The 20,248-nt window shown below is 70.1% G+C and carries 18 protein-coding genes; 2 read left to right on the forward strand and 16 right to left on the reverse strand.

Translation table 11 applies throughout. From position 1 onward, the window contains the following. Window positions 1–36: 36 nt before the first annotated feature. From OO014_RS06995 to OO014_RS07070, 16 genes are all read right to left on the reverse strand, one after another. Window positions 37–786, reverse strand: a complete 750-nt coding sequence (locus OO014_RS06995) for a gamma-glutamyl-gamma-aminobutyrate hydrolase family protein (RefSeq protein WP_272461572.1) — start codon at window positions 784–786, stop codon at window positions 37–39. Between the two features lie 12 nt (window positions 787–798). Next, complete coding sequence (locus tag OO014_RS07000; RefSeq protein WP_272461573.1) at window positions 799–1,566, reverse strand: 3-oxoacyl-ACP reductase; 768 nt, start codon at window positions 1,564–1,566, stop codon at window positions 799–801. A gap of 21 nt (window positions 1,567–1,587) precedes the next feature. Next, a complete protein-coding gene (locus tag OO014_RS07005) occupies window positions 1,588–2,961 on the reverse strand; it encodes an aldehyde dehydrogenase family protein (protein ID WP_272461574.1) in 1,374 nt (457 codons plus the stop codon). A 33-nt stretch (window positions 2,962–2,994) separates the two neighbouring features. Then, a complete protein-coding gene (locus tag OO014_RS07010; RefSeq protein WP_272461575.1) occupies window positions 2,995–4,362 on the reverse strand; it encodes a glutamine synthetase family protein in 1,368 nt (455 codons plus the stop codon). A gap of 20 nt (window positions 4,363–4,382) precedes the next feature. After that, window positions 4,383–5,126 (reverse strand): FadR/GntR family transcriptional regulator, encoded by a 744-nt coding sequence (locus OO014_RS07015; RefSeq protein ID WP_272461576.1) that lies wholly within the window; start codon window positions 5,124–5,126, stop codon window positions 4,383–4,385. Window positions 5,127–5,129: 3 nt separating this feature from the next. Further along, window positions 5,130–6,692, reverse strand: coding sequence for an amino acid permease (locus OO014_RS07020; RefSeq protein WP_272461577.1), 1,563 nt, complete (start codon window positions 6,690–6,692; stop codon window positions 5,130–5,132). Between the two features lie 100 nt (window positions 6,693–6,792). Further along, window positions 6,793–7,602, reverse strand: a complete 810-nt coding sequence (locus OO014_RS07025; protein ID WP_272461578.1) for a Cof-type HAD-IIB family hydrolase — start codon at window positions 7,600–7,602, stop codon at window positions 6,793–6,795. Beyond that, window positions 7,581–8,675, reverse strand: a complete 1,095-nt coding sequence (locus tag OO014_RS07030; protein WP_272461579.1) for a branched-chain amino acid aminotransferase — start codon at window positions 8,673–8,675, stop codon at window positions 7,581–7,583. Before OO014_RS07030 ends, OO014_RS07025 begins: the two co-directional genes overlap by 22 nt. A gap of 87 nt (window positions 8,676–8,762) precedes the next feature. Further along, window positions 8,763–9,839, reverse strand: coding sequence for a 3-isopropylmalate dehydrogenase (locus OO014_RS07035; protein WP_272461580.1), 1,077 nt, complete (start codon window positions 9,837–9,839; stop codon window positions 8,763–8,765). 547 nt (window positions 9,840–10,386) lie between these two features. Next, a complete protein-coding gene (gene serA / locus OO014_RS07040) occupies window positions 10,387–11,970 on the reverse strand; it encodes a phosphoglycerate dehydrogenase (RefSeq protein WP_272461581.1) in 1,584 nt (527 codons plus the stop codon). A gap of 194 nt (window positions 11,971–12,164) precedes the next feature. Then, window positions 12,165–13,403, reverse strand: coding sequence for a Dyp-type peroxidase (locus OO014_RS07045; RefSeq protein ID WP_272461582.1), 1,239 nt, complete (start codon window positions 13,401–13,403; stop codon window positions 12,165–12,167). Then, window positions 13,403–13,969, reverse strand: coding sequence for a copper chaperone PCu(A)C (locus OO014_RS07050; protein WP_272461583.1), 567 nt, complete (start codon window positions 13,967–13,969; stop codon window positions 13,403–13,405). The genes OO014_RS07045 and OO014_RS07050 overlap by 1 nt, the downstream gene beginning before the upstream one ends. 99 nt (window positions 13,970–14,068) lie before the next feature. Then, window positions 14,069–14,662, reverse strand: a complete 594-nt coding sequence (locus tag OO014_RS07055) for a hypothetical protein (protein ID WP_272461584.1) — start codon at window positions 14,660–14,662, stop codon at window positions 14,069–14,071. Window positions 14,663–14,768: 106 nt separating this feature from the next. Beyond that, the gene (gene ilvC, locus OO014_RS07060) at window positions 14,769–15,797 is read right to left on the reverse strand and encodes a ketol-acid reductoisomerase (protein ID WP_272461585.1); all 1,029 of its coding nucleotides are present in this window, start codon (window positions 15,795–15,797) and stop codon (window positions 14,769–14,771) included. 51 nt (window positions 15,798–15,848) lie between these two features. Continuing rightward, entirely contained in the window at window positions 15,849–16,361 is a 513-nt protein-coding gene (gene ilvN / locus OO014_RS07065) for an acetolactate synthase small subunit (protein ID WP_272461586.1), read from the reverse strand. A gap of 10 nt (window positions 16,362–16,371) precedes the next feature. Then, a complete protein-coding gene (locus OO014_RS07070; RefSeq protein ID WP_272461587.1) occupies window positions 16,372–18,267 on the reverse strand; it encodes an acetolactate synthase large subunit in 1,896 nt (631 codons plus the stop codon). Window positions 18,268–18,607: 340 nt separating this feature from the next. Between OO014_RS07070 and OO014_RS07075 the strand changes: the two genes are divergently transcribed. Together OO014_RS07075 and OO014_RS07080 are read left to right on the forward strand one after the other, a co-directional pair. Continuing rightward, the gene (locus OO014_RS07075) at window positions 18,608–19,306 is read left to right on the forward strand and encodes a GNAT family N-acetyltransferase (RefSeq protein WP_272461588.1); all 699 of its coding nucleotides are present in this window, start codon (window positions 18,608–18,610) and stop codon (window positions 19,304–19,306) included. Beyond that, window positions 19,303–20,238, forward strand: coding sequence for a GNAT family N-acetyltransferase (locus tag OO014_RS07080; RefSeq protein WP_272461589.1), 936 nt, complete (start codon window positions 19,303–19,305; stop codon window positions 20,236–20,238). The genes OO014_RS07075 and OO014_RS07080 overlap by 4 nt, the downstream gene beginning before the upstream one ends. Window positions 20,239–20,248: the final 10 nt, after the last annotated feature.

Raw genomic sequence — 20,248 nt, forward strand, 5'->3', positions numbered from 1 at the left:
CGGTCCGCATGGTGGACGCCCAGCTGAGCAGGCTGGTCACCCGCCTCGGGGAGCGCGCTCAGCGGCATACGACCTGGCGGCCGTGACGAGCGCCACGAAGAGACGAGGATCGTCCCCCTCCTCGGGATGCCACTGGACCGCCAGCCGGAAGCGGCAGGTCGGGTCCTCCATCGCCTCGAGCGTCCCGTCCGGCGCCCAGGCTGCGGGATCGTAGCCCGGGTGGGTCACGACGGACTGGTGGTGGTAGCTCGGGACGTCGACCCGTGGTCCCAGCAGGTCGGCGATGCGCGTCCCCGGCACGGTCTCCACCGGGTGACTGCCATAGGTGGCCGGCGCCGGCGAGTGGTCGTCGTGTCCCACGAGGTCGGGCAGGTGCTGCTCGAGTCTGCCGCCGCGCGCCACCGCCATGACCTGCATGCCTCGGCAGATCCCGAGCACGGGCAGGTCGACCGCCGCCGAGACCTCGGCGATCGCGACCTCCGTCGTGTCCCGGTCCGGTCGCGAATCCTGGACCGTCGGGTGGCGCTGCGCCTCATACAGCTCGGGCGCCACGTCGGCCCCGCCCGCGATGATCACGCCGTCGAGGCGCTCGAGCAGGGCGCGCACGAGGCGGTGGTCATCGTGGGCGGAGTCGAGTCGGGGCGGGATGAGCACGGCGATACCGCCGGCCTCCTCGACCTTGCGGACGTAGGAGTGCGGGATGAGCGCCGAGGGCACGTCGACCCAGTCCCCCCGCGACGCCGGCTCGACGTAGGAGGTGATCCCGATGACCGGGGTGTCCGACACGACGTTCGTCCCTCAGAGCGGCGTGACGTAGGCGCCAGAGATGCCGCCGTCGACGAGGAACGTCGACGCCGTGATGAAGCTCGACTCGTCGGAGGCGAGGAAGAGGACGGCATTGGCCATCTCCTCCGGCTCACCGAAACGACCCATCGGCACGTGGACGAGCCGGCGCGCGGCCCGCTCCTCGTCCTTGGCGAAGAGCTCCTGGAGCAGCGGCGTGTTGACCGGACCCGGGCAGAGCGCGTTGACCCGGATGCCGTCACGGGCGAACTGGACCCCGAGCTCGCGGGACATCGACAGCACGCCGCCCTTGCTCGCGCTGTAGGAGATCTGCGACGTCGCCGCCCCCATGACGGCCACGAACGACGCCGTGTTGATGATCGAGCCGCGCTTCTGCTCGAGCATGTAGGGCAGCGCCGCCTTGCAGCAGAGGTAGACCGAGGTCAGGTTGACCTCCTGCACGCGCCGCCACGCGTCGAGGTCCGTGTCGAGGATCGAGTCGTCCTCGGGCGGGCTGATGCCCGCGTTGTTGAAGGCGATGTCGACCGAGCCATACGTGTCCTTCGCCGTCCGGAAGAGCGCGTCGACCTCCTCCTTGCTCGTCACGTCGACCTTGACGAAGGTGCCGCCCACCTCGGCGGCGACCTGCGGGCCCTGCGCCTCGTCGACGTCACCGATGACGACCTTGGCCCCCTCCTGCGCGAACCGCCGCACCGTCGCCAGCCCGATCCCCGAGCAGCCGCCCGTGACCACCGCGACCTTGCCAGCCAGCCTGTCTCCCATGCCTTCTCCTCTTCCTCGAGCTCAGTCGGTGCTGATGAACACGTTCTTGACGTCGGTGAACGCATCGAGCGCGTCGGGGCCGAGCTCGCGGCCGATGCCGCTCTGCTTGAAGCCGCCGAAGGGCGTCCAGTAGCGGACGGAACTGTGCGAGTTCACCGACAGGTTGCCCGCCTCCACCCCGCGCGCCACGCGCAGCCCGGTGCCGAGGTCGCGCGTCCAGATCGAGCCCGACAGCCCGTAGGCCGTGTCGTTGGCCTTGGCGATCGCGTCGGCCTCGTCGTCGAAGGGCATCACGGCCACCACCGGACCGAAGACCTCCTCCTGCCACACGCGGTCGGACGTGGACCGCGGGAGGACAACGGTCGCGGGATACCAGAAACCCTTGCCCTCGGGGGCAGAGCCGCGGAAGGCCACGTCGACCGGCTCGCTCGCGTCCTCGACGTAGGAGGACACCGTCTGGTGCTGCCCGGCGCTGATCAGCGGGCCCATCTCGGTGGCCTCGTCGCGGGGATCGGCCACGACGACGTTCTTGACGGCCGTCTCGAAGTACTCCATGAACTCGTCGAGGGCGCTGCGCTGCACGAGGATCCGGCTGCGGGCGCAGCAGTCCTGCCCGGCATTGTCGAAGACCCCGTAGGGCGCAGCGGCCGCCGCCTTGGGGATGTCGGCGTCGGCGAAGACGATGTTGGCGCTCTTGCCGCCGAGCTCGAGGGTGATCCGCTTGACCTGGTCTGCGGCGCCGCGCATGATCCGCTGACCGACCTCGGTCGAGCCGGTGAAGCAGACCTTGCGCACGTCCGGGTGCGTGACGAACCGCTCCCCCACGACCGATCCCTTGCCCGGGATGACCGTGAAGACCCCCTCGGGGAGGCCGGCCTCGAGGGCGAGCTCGCCGAGGCGGATCGCCGTCAACGGCGTCAGCTCGGCGGGTTTGAGGACGACGGTGTTGCCGGCGGCGAGCGCCGGCGCGAAACCCCAGCCGGCGATGGGCATCGGGAAGTTCCACGGGACGATGATCCCGACGACGCCGAGGGGCTCCTTGAAGGTCACGTCGATGCCCCCGGGCACCGGGATCTGCTTGCCGAAGTTCCGCTCGGGGGCCGCTGAGTAGTAGGCGAGGACGTCACGGACGTTGCCCGCCTCCCACCGGGCATTGCCGATCGTGTGTCCCGAGTTGGCGACCTCGAGCTGGGCCAGCTCCTCCTGGTGCTCGCCGACGACGTCGGAGAAGCGCCGGAGCAGGCGCGCCCGGTCGCCGGGCGCCACGGCCCGCCAGGCAGGCCCGGCCGCGACCGCGGCGGCGATGGCGTCGTCCGTGCCCTCGACCGTCGTGAGCTCGACCGTGCGGACGTGCTCCTCCGTGGCCGGGTTGATGACGTCGTGCGTGATGCTCATGGTCCGTCCTTCTCCAGTCGTATGCCGCTGGGCTCAGAGCCGCTCGAAGCCGCGGCGCCGCTCCCAGTCCGTCACGGCGGCGTTGAAGGCCCGCAGCTCGACGTCGGCGGCGTTGACGTAATGGTCCACGACTGCGTCGCCCATCAGTTGTCGTGCCAGGGCGGAGTCGGCGAGCCGGTCGCGGGCCTCCTGCAAGGTCGTCGGCACCTGCTCGCGGCCCGAGGTGTAGGCGTTGCCCTCGAACGGCGGCTCGAGCTCGAGGCGCTCCTCGATGCCGTGCAGTCCGCCGGCCAGCATGGCAGCCACCGCGAGGTAGGGGTTGACGTCGCCGCCGGGCACCCGGTTCTCGACTCGGAGGGCCGCCCCATGGCCGACGACCCGAAGGGCGCACGTGCGGTTGTCGTGACCCCAGGCGATGGTGGTGGGCGCGAACGAGCCGGGCTGGAAGCGCTTGTAGGAGTTGATGTTGGGAGCATAGAAGTAGGTGAGCTCGGGCATGGTCGCGAGGATCCCGGCCATGAAGTGGTCGAAGAGCTCGCTGTGCCCGTGGGGCCGTTCGTCGTCGGCGAACGAGATGGCCCCGTCCGAGCCGCGCAACGAGAGGTGGATGTGGCACGAGCTGCCTTCGCGCTGGTCGAACTTCGCCATGAAGGTCAGGGACTTGCCGTGCCGGGCGGCAATCTCCTTGGCCGCGTTGCGGTAGATCACGTGGTTGTCGCAGGTGCGGACCACCTCGTCGTAGAGGAAGGCGATCTCGTGCTGGCCGAGGTTGCACTCCCCCTTGGCGCCCTCGACGACGACCCCGGCCCGGTACATCTCGTTGCGGATCTCGCGGAGCAGCGGCTCGACCCGGTCGCCGCCGAGGATCGAGTAGTCGACGTTGTAGCGGTTCGCCGGGGTCAACCCGGTGTAGCCGCGGTCCCAGGCCGCGTCGAACGAGTCCTCGAAGACGATGAACTCGAGCTCGGTCCCGCAGTAGGCGGTGAGCCCCAGTGCCGCCGCCCGCTCCACCTGCGCCTTGAGCACGCTGCGGGGCGCCTGGGCCACCATCCCACTGCCGTCGAGCCAGGTCAGGTCGCACTGGATCGTCGCCGAGTGGGGTGCACCCGGGGTGCGGCGGAGCGTCGACAGGTCGAGGTCGAAGAACATGTCACCGTAGCCGCGCTCCCACGACGAGATCGCGTAGCCGTCGACGGTGTTCATGTCCACGTCCACGGCGAGCAGGTAGTTGCATCCCTCGGTGCCGTGCTCGAGCACGTGGTCGAGGAAGAAGTGGCCGTGCAGGCGCTTGCCCTGGAGCCGGCCCTGCATGTCGGTGAAGGCGACGACGACCGTGTCGATGGTCCCCTCCTCGATCTCGGAGCGGAGCTCGTCGAGGGTGAGCCTCGGTGCTGCTGCCATGCTGCCTCTTCCTGGTTCGTCTAGCCGATGAGCCCGCGCAGCAGGGCAGAGGTGGCATCGCAGTGCTCCTCCATGACCTCCCGCGCTCGCTCGGGGTCCCCTGCGAGGATCGCCGTCACGATCTGGTGGTGCTGGTCGTTCGAGTGCTCGATGTTTCGCCGCAGGACCGGGATGGCGGTCAACATCTCGTGCAGGGCCGCCTGGGCTCGCGTCACCGCGTCTACGAGCATCGGCGACCCGGAGAGGGTCGCGATCGCCAGGTGCAGCCTCGAGTCGGCGACCCGGTGGGCTGCGGGCTCGGCAGCCAGGTCGACCTTGTCCAGGCTGTCCACGAGCCAGGCCCGCTGGTCCGCAGCCATGGAGCGGGTGGCGGCGACCCAGGCGGCACCGGGCTCGACCACCCGACGGAAGGCGAACGCGTCCTCCATGTCAGCGCTGCTGCGCACGTAGGACCCCTTGAGCGCGGAAGGCGACTCAGCGGCATACGTCACCCGGCTCCCGCCACCGCGACCGCGCCGCGTCGTCACCAGGCCGGACTCGCGGAGGGCGGCGATCGCATCGCGGAGCGTGTTGCGGCTGATGCCGAGGCGCTCCGCGAGCTCGCGCTCGGGCGGCAGCTGCTCACCGTCGCGGAGCACGCCGAGACGGATCGCGCGCGCCAGTTGCTCGACCGCGTGCTCGAAGGCGTTGCCGGACGCCGGACGCAGGACCGCATCCGGCAACGCCGTCGTCGCGAGCTCACCCGCCGGCCTGTCGTGCGCCATCGCTCAGCCCAGCAGCTCCGACGGGGCCTTCGTGTCGTGGCCCTCGGGCACGTCCCGCATGAAGTGGTGCCGTCCGACGAGGAACCACATGACCGTCGCGAAGACGATGACGACGCCGACGGCGACCGGTGCGTAGTTGAAGGTGTCGTCCCCCCACGTGCCCGGGGCGTAGGCCGGCAGCATGAAGAGGACGACGATGATCGCCACCCAGCCGACCGCGATCCAACCGATCGGGGCGCTCCAGCGTCCGAGGTTCCAGCGGCCCGGCCGGAACTCGGGGTGGGTCCGTCGGAGGAAGACGGGAACGACGTAGGCGATGTAGAGCCCGATGACGGCGATCGACGTGACCGCCGCGTAGGCGACGATGCTCCACAGCGCCGGCAGCGCGACGACGATGGAGCCGACGACGCACAGCCAGATCGAGTTGGTCGGCGTGCCGGTCCTCGGGTTGACCTTCGACCACCAGCGCGAGCCAGGCAGCGCATTGTCACGCGAGAACGCGAAGGACATCCGCGAGTTGGCCGTCACCGACGCCATGCCGCAGAAGAACTGGGCCACCGCGGCGATGAGGAGCATGAACTTGCCGAGCCCGGCGCCCGCTGCGTCGATGAAGATCTGTGCCGGAGGCAGTCCGGTCTCCGTGGCGCGCTGCGCGTCGTAGTCCTGGATCGCCGCCGTGACGGAGACGAGGAGGATCCAGCCGGCGATGATCGAGACCCAGACGCTGCGGACGATTCCCTTCGGCGCCTCTACCGCGGCGCCCTTGGTCTCCTCGGCCACGTGCGCGGAGGCGTCGTAGCCCGTGTAGGTGTACTGCGCCATGAGAAGTCCGACGAGGAAGGCGTAGGGCAGACCGAGGATGGCGAAGTCGAAGCCCGTCTCATTCCGGAACTCCGTGAAGGTCCAGGTCAGCGACTGGTGCTGGTCCGGCACGAGCCAGAGGATGCCCACGATCACGGCCACACCGATGACGTGCCACCAGGCGCTGACGTTGGAGAGCACCTTGACGAGGTTGACGCCGAACGTGTTGAGCAGCCCGTGGAGGGCGATGATCACGAGGAAGGCGACGAAGGTGCTCGTGGCCGTCACCTCGAGACCGAAGGTCAGGTTGAGCAGGGCCATCCAGGTGATGGCCGCGCCGTAGTCGATGGCGGCGGTGACGGCGATCTCTCCGAGGAAGTTGAACCAGCCGACGTACCAGGCCCAGATGCGCTTGTTGCGTCGGGCCAGCCGGCCCGCCCAGTAGTAGAGCCCGCCAGCGGTCGGGTAGACGGAGCAGATCTCGGCCATCGCCAGGGCGACGCAGAGGACGAAGATCCCGACGACCGGCCAGCCGATGGAGATGGCGATCGGTCCGCCGGCGTCCATCGCCAGGTAGTAGGTGGTGATGCAGCCGGCGAGGATCGAGATGATGGAAAAGGACACGGCGAAGTTGGAGAACCCGCTCATCCCTCGGTGCAGCTCTTGCTTGTAGCCGAGCTCGGCCAGCAGAGCTTCGTCGTCGTGGAGGTCAGCAGCCGCTGCTCGGGAGGCCAGGTGCGGCTCGGATGACGGAGGAACGCTCATGCACTACCTCACAAACATCAGGCGGCAGACCTTCGCCCACCGCGTCCAATGATGTGACGCATCCAACACCTGCGAAAGTCAACTCGTCAATGGTTCTGCTTCAGACCATTTCTCTCAGGAGACGCTCCAGCGTCTGGGCCACGCCGTCGTCGTCGTTGGACGGGCAGATGCGGTCGGCAACGGCCTGCACCTCTGGGTGGGCGTTCGCGACGGCCCAGCCCACCCCGGCCCACCGGATCATCGGCACGTCGTTGGGCATGTCCCCGAAGGCCCACACGTGCTCGGCTCGGATCCCGAGGCGGCCCGACCAGCGCTCGAGCGCGGCCGCTTTCGTGACCCCCGCGGCGTTGATCTCGGCGAGTCCTCCGGCGCCCGAGAACGCCACGTGGGCACGGTCACCGACCACGGCCATGGCCCGCTCCAAGAAGTCATCGTCGGGGAGCGTCGCCGACTTGGCGAGCAGCTTGCCGACCGGCTCGCCGTCCAGGTCGTCGATCGGTGCCTCCACCGCATCATCCGGCACGGCGTGGGACGGATCGTGCGGGAAGGCCGACTCGAACCACAGTCCACCCCCGCGCTCAGCGGCGAAAGCGACGTCGGGCACCGCTCGGCGCAGGTCGGCCACGATGTCGCGGACCACGGCGTGCTCGAAGCCGGAGCTGCTGACGACGGTCCTCGCAGCGACGTCGTAGACGAAGGCACCATTGCCGCAGATGGCGGTGCCGTGACCACCCACGGCCGAGGCGAGCTCGTCGAGCCAGCGCGGCGGGCGCGCCGTCACGAAGACGACCTCGATGCCGGCCTCTTCCGTTGCGGCAAGAACAGCGCCGGTCCGACGAGAGAGCGTCCCGTCGGACCGGAGCAGCGTGCCGTCGAGGTCGGTCGCGATCAGACGAGGCGCGTCATCCACCCGTGTGAGTCCTCGGCCCGGCCGTACTGGATGTCGAGCAGCCGGTTGCGGATGGCCGTGGCGACCTTGTCCTCGTGGCCGTCGCGGCGGTGGTCGACCGAGCCGCCGTCCCAGCGCAGCTCACCGACAGGGGTGACGACGGCCGCGGTGCCACAGGCGAAGATCTCGACGATGTCGCCGGACGCCGCCCCTTCCTTCCACTCGTCGATGCGGATGCGCCGCTCCTCCGGCTCGAGGTCGAGCTCCTTGGCGAGCTCGAGGATCGAGGCCCGGGTGACGCCCTCGAGGATCGTCCCCGTCAGCTCCGGCGTGACGATCTTGCCGTCCTTCGTCACGAAGAACAGGTTCATCCCCCCGAGCTCCTCGATGTAGGTGTGCGTCGACGAGTCGAGGAAGACGGCCTGGTCGCAGCCGTGCTCGGCGCCCTCGAGCTGCCCCGCAAGGGAGGAGGCATAGTTGCCGCCGCACTTCGCGGCGCCGGTGCCGCCCGCTCCGGCGCGAGCGTAGGACGTCGAGATCCACAGGGTCACCGGCTTGAGGCCCCCGGTGAAGTAGGCGCCGGCCGGCGAGGCGATCACGGAGTAGGTGACCCGCTGGGCGGGGCGGACGCCGAGGAAGGCCTCCGACGCGAACATGAAGGGGCGCAGGTAGAGGCTCTTCTCCCCGTCCGGTCCCGGCACCCACTCCTGGTCGACGGCGACGAGCTGGCGCAGCGACTCGATGAAGTCGGCCTCGGGCAGCTCGGGCAGGGCCAGGCGCCGGGCCGAGCGGGCGAAGCGCGCGGCGTTGGCCTCGGGCCGGAACGTCCAGACGGACCCGTCCGCGTGCCGGTAGGCCTTCATGCCCTCGAAGATCTCCTGGGCGTAGTGCAGCACCGCCGCGGCCGGGTCGAGCTGGAACGGGCCATAGGGCTGCACACGAGCCCCGGTCCACCCGTCGGCCGCGCTCCACTCGATGACGACCATGTGGTCGGTGAAGGTCTTGCCGAAGCCCGGGTTCTCGTGGACCTGGGCGATGCGCTCGGACGGCGTGACGTCCTCGCGACGAGTGACCTCGAAGGACAACTGGGTCATGGCAAACCTCCGTAGCGGCAAATCAGCAGTGATCCACTGCAGGCTATCGCCCACATGGTGAGACGGCGAAAGCGGGCGGGCGACGCCTCAGAGGCGGGCGGCGATGGCGTCGCCGACCTGTGCCGTGGAGCGGACGGCGTCACCGCGCTCGGCCAGGTCGGCGGCGACAGCGGCCTCGACCCGGCCGGCCGCGTCGACGAGTCCGAGGTGCGACAGGAGCATCGCCACGGAGAGCACGGCCGCCGTGGGGTCAGCCTTGCCCTGACCCGCGATGTCGGGGGCCGAGCCGTGGACCGGCTCGAACATGCTCGGGGTCGTGCGTGCCGGGTTGATGTTGCCGGAGGCCGCCAGACCGATGCCACCGGCGATGGCAGCCGCGATGTCGGTGATGATGTCGCCGAAGAGGTTGTCGGTGACGATGACGTCGAACCGGCCCGGGTCGGTGGCCATGAAGATCGTTGCCGCGTCGACGTGCTGGTAGGCGGTCTCGACCTCGGGGAACTCCGCCGCGACCTCCTCCACCGTCCGCCGCCACAGGTGGCCGGCGTGGGTGAGGACGTTGTGCTTGTGCACGAGCGTCAGGTGCTGGCGCGGACGGGCCTGGGCGCGGGCGAACGCGTCCCGGACCACGCGCTCGACACCGAAGCGGGTGTTGACGCTGACCTCGGTGGCGATCTCGTTCGGCGTGCCGGTGCGGAGCGAACCACCGTTGCCGACGTAGGGCCCTTCGGTGCCCTCGCGGACGACGACGAAGTCGATGCCATCAGGAGCCACGCGGGCGACGTCGAGCGGGCTGGCCACACCGGGGAACAGCTTGGCCGGGCGCAGGTTGACGAAGTGGTCGAGTGCGAACCGGATGGGCAGCAGCACCCCGCGCTCGAGGACACCGCTCGGCACCGAGGGGTCACCGATGGCGCCGAGCAGGATCGCGTCGTGGCCGCGGAGCTCCTCGAGGACCGAGTCGGGCAGCGTCTCGCCGGTGGCGTGCCAGCGGCGAGCGCCGAGGTCGTAGTCGGTCGTGGAGAACTTCGCTCCGCTGGCCGAGGTGGCCGCCTCGAGAACCTTCAGACCTTCCGCGACGACCTCGGGGCCGATCCCGTCGCCACCGACGACGGCGATCGAGTAGTCCTGCATTTCACCCTCTGCACGCTGCGCTGCTGCCATGTCTCCAGCCTAGGGATCGTCTTGTGATGTGGAATGCACGTCTCAGTTCCTGACATGCCTGAGGCCCTCGCCCCACGAACGGGAGAGGGCCTCAGCTGGCGTCAGACCGACTCAGTCGTCGGTGTGGCCCTGGTCGCGCAGGTCCATCGACTCCTGCAGCGCCTGGCGGGCGGCCTGGGCGTCTTCGCTCATGGCTTCATCCTTAATACACGTCGAAGTGGGGGTTTCAGGGCTCGAGCCCGGGTGGGCGAGCCGTCAGCTGGGAGGGAACGCGGGATCACCGCGGCGAGGTAGCTGACTACTGAAACTCGCCGCGGCTGGCAATGAGTACGACCTGCCGCGTCATGTCAATCACGGTACGCGCGGTTACTCAGAGGTACAGGGGGTTTCCAGAAAATGAGACGCCGTGCCCGGTATGTGACGCGAAGATCTCCTCCACGTGACCGACATCACGGGAGGCCGGACCGTCCCCAGACGCAGGTATGCCGCTGGGCTGGGTCCACGCGTGACGCGCGGTCCCAGCCCAGCGGCATACGGAACGGGTTGCTCAGTCCTGCAGGTTGATCACCGTGAACGACTTCGCGTCGACCGCCGCGGCGATCTCCCCCGCGAGCTGCGACGAAACCGCGCTGTCGACGTTGAGCACGCCGATGGCCTGGTCGGCCTGGCGCGAGACCTGCATGCCGCCGATGTTGATGTCGGAGTCGCCGAGGATCCGGCCGACGGCGCCGATGATGCCGGGGCGGTCGGAGTACTCGAAGACCAGCATGTGGTCGGACAGCGGGACCTCGAGGTCGTAGCCGTTGATGCCGACGAGCTTCTCGACCATCTTCGGGCCGGTCAGGGTGCCGGAGACACTGACGATCGTGCCGTCGCTCAGGGTGCCGCGCAGCGTCGTGACGTTGCGGAAGTCACCGGCCGCCGCATCGGTGAGCAGGCGGACCTGGCAGTCGCGCTGCTCGGCGAGCACCGGAGCATTGACGTAGGTCACCGGGTCCTCGACGACGTCGGTGAACAGGCCCTTGAGCGCGACGAGCTTCCACACGCTGACGTCGTGCTCGGTGATCTCGCCGCGGACCTCGACGTCGAGCTGCGCGGGGGTGGCACCCGCGACGGCGGTGAACACGCGACCGAGCTTCTCGACGAGGGGGATGCCGGGACGGACCTCCTCGGCGATGTAGCCGCTCGAGACGTTGACCGCGTCGGGGACCAGCTCACCGGAGAGCGCGAGGCGCACCGACTTGGCGACCGAGATGCCCGCCTTCTCCTGGGCCTCCTCGGTCGAGGCGCCGAGGTGCGGGGTGACGACGACCGACTCGTGCTCGAAGAGCGGCGACTCCGTGGTCGGCTCCGTGGCGAAGACGTCGATGCCGGCACCGGCGACGCGGCCCTCGGCCACGGCCCGGGCCAGGGCGGCCTCGTCGACGATGCCGCCGCGAGCGGCGTTGATGATGCGAACCGACGGCTTGACCTTGGAGAGGGCATCCTCACCGATGAGGCCGATCGTCTCGGGGGTCTTGGGCAGGTGCACCGTGATGAAGTCCGACTGGGCCAGCAGCTCGTCCAGGCCGACGAGCTGGGCGCCGACGAGACCGGCCTTCGCGGGCGAGGCGTAGGGGTCATAGGCGATGACCTTCATGCCGAAGCCCTTGAGTCGCTCGGCGACGAGGGCGCCGATGCGGCCGAGGCCGACGACACCGACGGTCTTGTCGAGCAGCTCGACGCCGGAGTACTTGCTGCGCTTCCAGGCGCCGCCCTTGAGGGCCTGGTTCGCCGGGGCGATGTTGCGCGCGGTCGCCAGCAGGAGGGCGATCGCGAGCTCCGCGGCGGACGTGATGTTGGAGGTCGGGGCGTTGACGACCATGACGCCCGCCTGAGTCGCCGCCTGGACGTCGACGTTGTCGAGGCCCACGCCGGCTCGGGCGATGACCTTGAGGCGCCGGCCCGCGCCGATCGCCTCGGCGTCCATCTTCGTCGCGGAACGGATGAGGACCGCGTCGACGTCCACCAGGGCCGGCAGGAGCTCGTCACGGTTGGCTCCGTCGCAGGTCCGGACCTCGAAGTCCGGGCCGAGTGCCTCGATCGTTGCGGGTGACAGCTCTTCGGCGATGAGCACAACGGGCTTGGTCACAGAGGATCCTTTCGGGGCGGGTGCGCGGCCCGAGGAAGCACGCGGGCCAAGAGTGCGGCACCGCGGTGTGCCGGACGCAGTCTAGGCGCAGGTGACGGCCGGGGTCATCAGTCGTTACCAGCATGTGAACGCGTCCGTGGGTGACGCGTATCACTGCATGGTCCGCCCGTCCCGAATCGTGGACCCCGAGCAGGTCAGGCGAGGAGCGCCGCGCCCAGGTCCTCCCCGGCCCCTGCGCCCGGAAGCACCGCGTAGACGCCGCTACTGACCGGAGTCGTCCAGATGTTCAACAGGTCGGCCTCCGCCAGCCGCTGCTGGATCGGGACGAACTGCCGCACGGGATCGGCCTGGAACGACACGAACACCAGCCCGCTGTTGGACCGCTCCCCCGGGCCCGGTGCGTCGTCGTAGGAGTACGGCGCACGGAGGATCCGCTCGTGCGGTGCGAGGGGCATGGCTCGACGCATGTGCGAGACGGGATCGATGACGGGAAACCCCAGCGCGTCGGTGGCGGCGAGGTCCGGCACGTCCGACTCGACCCTCCCAGTCAGAGGTGCGCCCGTGGCGATGCGGCGACCGATGGCGTGCTCGCGGCCGGCGCGGTCGACCTCGTCCCACGTGTCGAGGTTCATCGCGATGCGCCGGATCACGAGCGACGTGCCACCCGCCAGACCCTGGGGCGCGGGCAGGCCGCCGGACCCGAGCCAGATGAGGCCATCCTCGGCTCCGCCGGTCGCCGGCTGGACCGTGCCGTCGACCTGGCCGAAGAGGTTGCGGAACGGCATCCCGGGCCGCACCGCGGTCAGCGGCTCACGGAAGCCGCGCTGGACCCAGCGCTGCACCGCCAGCGGCTGCGCCCCCACGACGAGCCGGCGCTGTGCATGCGCCACGGCCACCGGTGAGTCGGCGCGGATCTGCAGGAGCAGGTCGGTCTGCGGCCAGTGCGGCTCGAAGCGATCGACCTCGAAGGGTGGCAGCGGCGCCAGCCAGGAGGGGCGGTCCGCCTCGAGACCGGCCGCGGCGTAGAAGCCCGGGCCCACCGCGACCGTCACGCTCAGCCGGGAGGGCACCGCGGCCAGCTCCGGCTCGAGGTCCGTGAGCGGGCCACGAGCCGCCATGAGCCGCTCGATGTCGTCGGTCCAGACCCGCAGGAGCCGGCGGCAGGTCTGCCTCGTGGCGCCCTTGGGCAGGTCGAGGCCGACGAAGGCCGCGAACGGCTGCGGCTCGTCGACCACTCCCGCCTGGTGGGGCCCCCGGAAGGGCAGCGTCGCGGGCCGTGCAGCCCGGCTGCCCTGGCCCGATGCCGGGCTGGCCGCATCCTGCCCGGCCGGACCAGGCCCCGACGCCGCGCGAGTCGCGGCCACTGCGGCCACTCCGACGCCGCCGGCGAGCAGGCCGGTCCGCAGCACGGCCCTCCGCTCGACCCGGTCCATCAGTGGTCCTCGGGGACGTAGGTCTCCTCGGCCCCGGCGAAGGACCGGACCGGGACCGTCCACGCCAGCTCCGCGCCGGCGCTCGTCGTCATGAAGAGGGAGACGTCGTCCCCGTTGACCAGTGGTGCGGCGAGACCGACCAGCATGATGTGGTCGCCGCCGGGCGCCAGCTCGACCGAGCCACCAGCCGGCACGCTGAGGCCGTCCTTCTTCTGCACCATCTTCATCGAACCGTCGGGCTGCTTCGCCATCGTGTGCACCTGCACCTCGTCGGCGGACGCGCTCGAGCCTCCGATGATGGTGACCTCCCGCTCGGTGCCGTTGACCACGGTTCCGAAGACCGCGGTCATCCCGGAGCCGGCCTTGGCCCAGCCGGACTCGAGCGTGACGGAGCTGGGCAGGCTCGATCGGGAGGAGGACAACGACGCCGTCGAGGCGGGGTCACCGGCAGCGCCGCAGGCGGGGACACCGAGGACGGCGAGGAGGGCCAGGCCCACCGCCGCAGGGCGCGCCGACCGGCGGCGATGACGGGGTGAGCAGGGCATGGGCAGGGACGAGTGGGTCATGACGGTCCTTCGGGGTGGGGTCGGGCAGGCGTGATCTCGACGCGGCGCCTCAGCGCACGCGTCGGACGCCCCCAGGCGCGTCAGCGCCGAGGGCCGGGATCAGGCAGGCACCGGGGGTCCACGCCCCGGGACGACCGCCACGTCGAGCCCGCGCAGGCTCGGACGCACGACGAAGGTGGCCCGCAGGTGCTCCACGACCGGAGGGGCGAGCCGCGGCAGGACGGGCACGGCGAGGTCGAGGACCTGCCACAGCAGGGCCTCGCCCCGGGCGAGCACCACCGCGAGGACGACAGCAGCGCTGAGGTGCGCCACCGTCATCGCAGGCGTGCCGACGTGGCCGTTCATGGCCATGGCGGAGCCGGTGCAGTCGAGCAGCAGGTGGCCGTGCAGAGCCCCCGCGGGAGCGCAGCCGGTGCCCGCGGACAGCGACCCGACGGCAGCGTCCACGTAGCCGAGCACGGCATGCCCGGCGAACTGGCCCAGCGCGAGCGCAGGCAGCAGGTGCGGCACTCGGCGCTGCCGGGCCGAGCCGACCAGGGCGACCGGCCAGACCACGACGGCCAGCGCCGCCACCCCGAGGGCCGACACCGAGCCGCCCCCGAGAACGTGTCCGACCACGGTGAGCCCGGTCGCGACAGCGAGGAAGACGAACGCGCGCAGCGCTCGCATCCCTCCCCGGCCCGGATCCACCATGGCGCCGATCCTACGTCTGCTCACCCGGCCGAGACGCGACGGAGGGTATGCCGTGGGACCGAGCCCAGCGGCATACCCTCCATGTCGTGCCTCGCCGAAGCGGGACTCAGCGCTCCGCGGAGCCCTCGGTGTAGTCGGAGTCCGTCTGCTTGACCCACGCCATCAGCTTGCGCAGCTCGCGGCCGGTGGCCTCGATCGGGTGCTGGGCACCCTTCTCGCGCAGCGCCTTGAACTCCGGCGCGCCGGCGTCCTGGTCGTCGATGAAGCGCTTCGCGAACGCGCCGTTCTGGATGTCACCCAGGACGGCCTTCATGTTCTCCTTGACGCTCGGGTCGATGACACGCGGGCCGGAGACGTAGTCGCCGTACTCAGCCGTGTCGGACACCGACCAGCGCTGCTTGGCGATGCCGCCCTCGATCATGAGGTCGACGATGAGCTTGAGCTCGTGGAGGCACTCGAAGTAGGCGACCTCGGGCTGGTAGCCCGCCTCGACGAGCGTCTCGAAGCCATACATGACGAGCTGGCTCGCGCCACCGCACAGGACGGCCTGCTCGCCGAAGAGGTCCGTCTCGGTCTCCTCGGTGAAGGTCGTCTTGATGCCGCCGGCGCGCAGGCCGCCGAGGGCCTTCGCGTAGGACTTGGCGAGGTCCCAGGCGGAGCCGGTCGCGTCCTGCTCGACGGCGAGGAGCACCGGGACGCCACGGCCATCGGCGAACTCACGCCGCACGATGTGACCCGGGCCCTTCGGGGCGACCATGAGCACGTCGGCGTCGGCCTCGGGCTTGATGTAGCCGAAACGGATGTTGAAGCCGTGCCCGAAGAGCAGCGCGGCGCCCTCCTGGAGGTTGGGCTGGATCTCGTTGGCGTAGACGGAGCGCTGGACCTGGTCCGGCGTCAGGATGACGACGAGGTCGGCCTCCTTGACGGCGTCGGCAACGCTGCGGACCGTGAGGCCCTCGGCCTCCGCCTTCGCAATGCTCTTGCTGCCCTCGGCGAGGCCGACGCGGACATCGACGCCCGAGTCGCGCAGGTTGAGTGCGTGGGCGTGGCCCTGGCTGCCGTAGCCGATGACCGCGACCTTCCTGCCCTGGATGATGGACAGGTCAGCGTCGTCGTCGTAGAACATCTCGGCCATGAGGGCCTCTCCTTGGTTCGTTGTGATGGGGATTGGGTTCGGGGGTTCGGCTCAGGCGCTGCGGAGCGAGCGGTCGGTGATGGACCGGCCACCCCGCCCGACAGCCACCATGCCGGACTGGACGAGCTCCTTGATGCCGAAGGGCTCGAGGACGTCGAGCAGGGCCTTGAGCTTGTCGGTCGTGCCGGTCGCCTCGATGACGACCGCGTCTGTGGTCACGTCGACGACCTTGGCCTTGAAGAGCTGGATCGTGTCGATGACCTGGGTGCGCGTCGTCGCGTCCGCACGGACCTTGACGAGCAGGATCTCGCGCTGGACCGACGAGGCCGGGTCGAGCTCGACGACCTTGAGCACCTCGATCAGCTTGTTGAGCTGCTTGGTGACCTGCTCGAGGGCGCTGCCCTCGACCTCCACGACGACCGTCATCCGCGAGATCTCGGGGATCTCGGTCGGACCGACGGCGAGGGAGTCGATGTTGAAACCGCGGCGGGAGAACAGGCCCGCCACGCGCGTCAGGACGCCGGGCTTGTTCTCCACCAGGACCGAAAGGGTGTGCTTGCTCATCGGTGCTTCCTCACTCCTCGCGTTCCCACACGGGCGCCTCGTGTCGGGCGGCCAGGATCTTGTCGTTGCTGACGCCGGCGGGGACCATCGGCCAGACCATCGCGTCGCGGTGGACGACGAAGTCGATGATGACCGGCCGGTCGTTGGTCTCGAGCGCCTGCTTGATGACCGCGTCGACCTCCTCGGGCGTCTCCGCCCGCAGGCCGAGGCAACCGTAGGCGTCGGCGAGCTTGACGAAGTCCGGGACCCGCTGCTGCATCGGCTGGAGGTCGGTGTTGGAGTAGCGCTCGTTGTAGAAGAGGGTCTGCCACTGCCGGACCATGCCGAGCGAGCTGTTGTTGATCACCGCCACCTTGATCGGGATGTTGTTGATGACGCAGGTGGCGAGCTCCTGGTTCGTCATCTGGAAGCAGCCGTCGCCGTCGATCGCCCAGACCGTGCGGTCCGGCTCGGCGACCTTGGCGCCCATCGCGGCGGGCACCGCGTAGCCCATCGTGCCGAGGCCCCCTGAGTTGAGCCAGGCGTTGGGCCGCTCGTACTGGACGAACTGGGCCGCCCACATCTGGTGCTGGCCCACGCCGGCGACGTAGGTGCCCTCCGGACCCGTCAGCTGGCCGATCCGCTGGATGACGTACTGCGGCGACAGGGTGCCGTCCTCGGTTTCGGTCCAGCCGAGGGGGAAGGTCTCCTTCCAGCCGTTGACCCGCTCACGCCACGCGGCGTAGTCCCAGCCGCCGGCACCGGCGACACCGGCGACACCGTCGGCACCGTCCGGCCCGGCGCTCGCCTGGTCGGCGCGGATCTGCTCGATGAGGTCCCCGATGACCTCGCCCACGTCGCCGACGATCGGCACGTCGGCGGCCCGGTTCTTCGAGATCTCGGCCGGGTCGATGTCCGCGTGGATGACCTTCGCCTCGGGGGCGAACGTCGACAGCTGGCCCGTCACCCGGTCGTCGAAGCGGGCACCGAGGGCGATGATGAGGTCCGACTTCTGCAGGCCCGTGACGGCGGCGACGGTGCCGTGCATGCCGGGCATGCCCAGGTTGAGCGGGTTGCTGTCCGGCACGGTGCCGCGAGCCATCAGCGTCGTGACGACCGGGATCTGGGTCAGCTCGACGAGCTCACGCAGCTTGTCGCTCGCGTGGGCGCGGACGACGCCGCCACCGACGTAGAGGACCGGCCGCTGGGCGGCAGCGATGAGGCGCGAGGCCTCCCGGATCTGCTTGCTGTGCGGTCGGGTCACCGGTCGGTAGCCGGGCAGGTCGATCGGCGGCGGCCAGCTGAACGTCGTCGTCGCCTGGAGCGCGTCCTTGCTGATGTCGACGAGGACCGGGCCGGGGCGGCCGGTGCTCGCCACGTGGAAGGCCTCGGCGACCGCCTGGGCGATCTTCGCCGGGTCGGTGACGAGGTAGTTGTGCTTGGTGATCGGCATGGTGATGCCGCGGATGTCCGCCTCCTGGAAGGCGTCGCTGCCGATGCTGGCGCTCGACACCTGACCGGTGATCGCGACCATCGGGACCGAGTCCATGTGGGCGTCAGCGATTGCCGTGACGAGGTTCGTCGCACCGGGGCCCGAGGTCGCCATGCAGACGCCGACCTTGCCGGTCGCGGAGGCGTAGCCCTCGGCGGCGTGGCCCGCGCCCTGCTCGTGGCGGACGAGGATGTGGCGGACCTTGTTCGAGTCGAGCATCGGGTCGTAGGCGGGCAGGATCGCCCCGCCCGGGATGCCGAAGACCGTGTCGGCACCGACCGCCTCGAGCGCGAGTACGAGAGCCTGGGCACCGGTGACCTCGACGGCCTCCACGACGGGAGCCGGGGCGGCGCTCGTCGGGTCGGTGGGGGGCTTCGGGCGGGCCCGCTGGGCCACGTCCGCGGGCGAAGGTGCCTGCTTCGTGGTTTCGCTCACGGTTCTCTCCGGTTCGCTCGGCTGGGATGCCTGGTTCGGTTCTGATGGGGGCAGGGCCCCCGGGTGCGGCCACAAAAAAACCCCTCAGTCCTGTGGCGGACGGAAGGGGAAGCGCGCTGACCGGTGCTGCTGGTCGGCGCGCTATGGAAGTACGAGAATTCGGGCCACGGGTCAACCGTCCTACGGGCCCCGGGGGAAGTCAATCGACCGTGCTGCGCGTCTCACCATGTGGTGACGTGATCTCACCAACCGTCGGTGACGTGGGCCGGCGCCACTGGGTCTCAGCCAGGAGCGGAAAGTCGGTTGTTGGGACTGCCGAGCGGTCGGGACACTGGCCCGCATGGGACACACCGTCGCTGACCTGCTGCCGATGCTGGGCCTGCGCATCTCGGCCGGGCCCATCCAGCTGAGCGGCATCACGGACGATGACCTCACGCAGCTGGCCGCCATCGCCAAGGGCGGCATCCACGACCCGGCGGTCATGCCGTTCGCGGTGCCGTGGACAGATGTGGCCGACGACGACTTCAACCAGCGCTTCGCCCAGTACCACTGGCAGACGCGTGCCTCCTTCTCGACGGAGGCCTGGGAGCTCAACCTCGCCGTGCGCTTCGAGGGCGCGCTGGTCGGCGTTCAGGGCTTCTCGACCAAGGACTTCCTCGTGACGCAGTCGGGGGAGACAGGATCGTGGCTGGGTCGCCCTCACCAGGGCAAGGGCATCGGAACGCTCATGCGCCAGACCATGTGCGCGTTCCTCTTCGACCACCTCGGCGCCGTGGAGATCACCTCCGGTGCCTTCACCGACAACCCGGCCTCGATGGCAGTGAGCCGCAAGGTCGGGTACCAGCCCAGCGGCATACGGCGACTTCAGCGACGACCCGGCGAGCTGGCGCTCAACCAGACGCTGGTCCTGCATCCTGGGACCTTCCGACGTGGCCCGCACCCGCTGCACGTCGAAGGCCTGGCGGCCTTCCGGCACTCCATCGGCCTCGCCCCCACCCAGACCGCCACGCATGCGGACCCTCCGGAGGAGCACTCATGACCATCTCGCAGCGGGACATCAACGACCTCGGGCTCGAGGGCTGCACCACGCGTCCGTTGGCCCTCTCTGACACCTCGGCGGTCTTCGAGCTCATGGCGGCCGACGAGCTGGAGAGCATCGGGATGGTGGCCATCGAGGAGGCGGACCTCGTCAGCGACTGGCAGCGCCCCAGCTTCGACCTCGTGACACAGAGCATCGGCGTGTTCGACGGTGCGGACCTGGTCGGCTACGCCGAGGTGTCCTCCGGCCGTCGAGCCACCGCCGTCGTCGCCGGCGACCACCGCGGCCGCGGGGTCGGCACCGCTCTGGCCCGGTGGACCGAGCGGGTCAGCCGTCGGGACGGCAGCGGCCTCGTCGGCCAACCCGTGCCCGCCGGGTCCCACGGCGAGCGGCTGCTCCGGGATCTCGGGTACGAGGTCCTGTGGACGTCGTGGGTGCTCGAGATGCCGCAGGGCAGGACGATCGAGCCGCAGCCGATACCCGAGGGGTACGCGATTCGCGCCGCGGAAGGGGACGCCGACTACCGTGCGGCGCACCTCGTCGTGGAGGATGCCTTCCTCGAGTGGGCCGACCGGGAGCGCGAGCCCTACTCCGACTTCACCGCGCAGGTCGTCGAACGACCCGGTTTCGAGCCGTGGCACCTGCGGCTCATGACGGACCCCTCGGGGGCAGTCGTCGGCACGTCGATCCTGCAGCTGACCGGGGACACCGGGTTCGTCAGTCGCCTCGCCGTGCGGCGGGACCAGCGCCACCGCGGCCTGGCCCGGGCCCTCCTCGTCGACTCCTTCGAGCGCGCACGTGAGCACGGCGCGACGAGGTCTGAACTGTCGACGGACTCGCGCACCGGCGCCCTGAGCCTCTACGAGAAGGTCGGCATGCAGGTCACGTCCACGTGGCGGCACTGGGCCATCGACACGTCCCGCCAGCCCTGACCACCCGCCT

Source organism: Intrasporangium calvum (genome assembly GCF_028446585.1).
GTDB lineage: Bacteria > Actinomycetota > Actinomycetes > Actinomycetales > Dermatophilaceae > Intrasporangium > Intrasporangium calvum_A.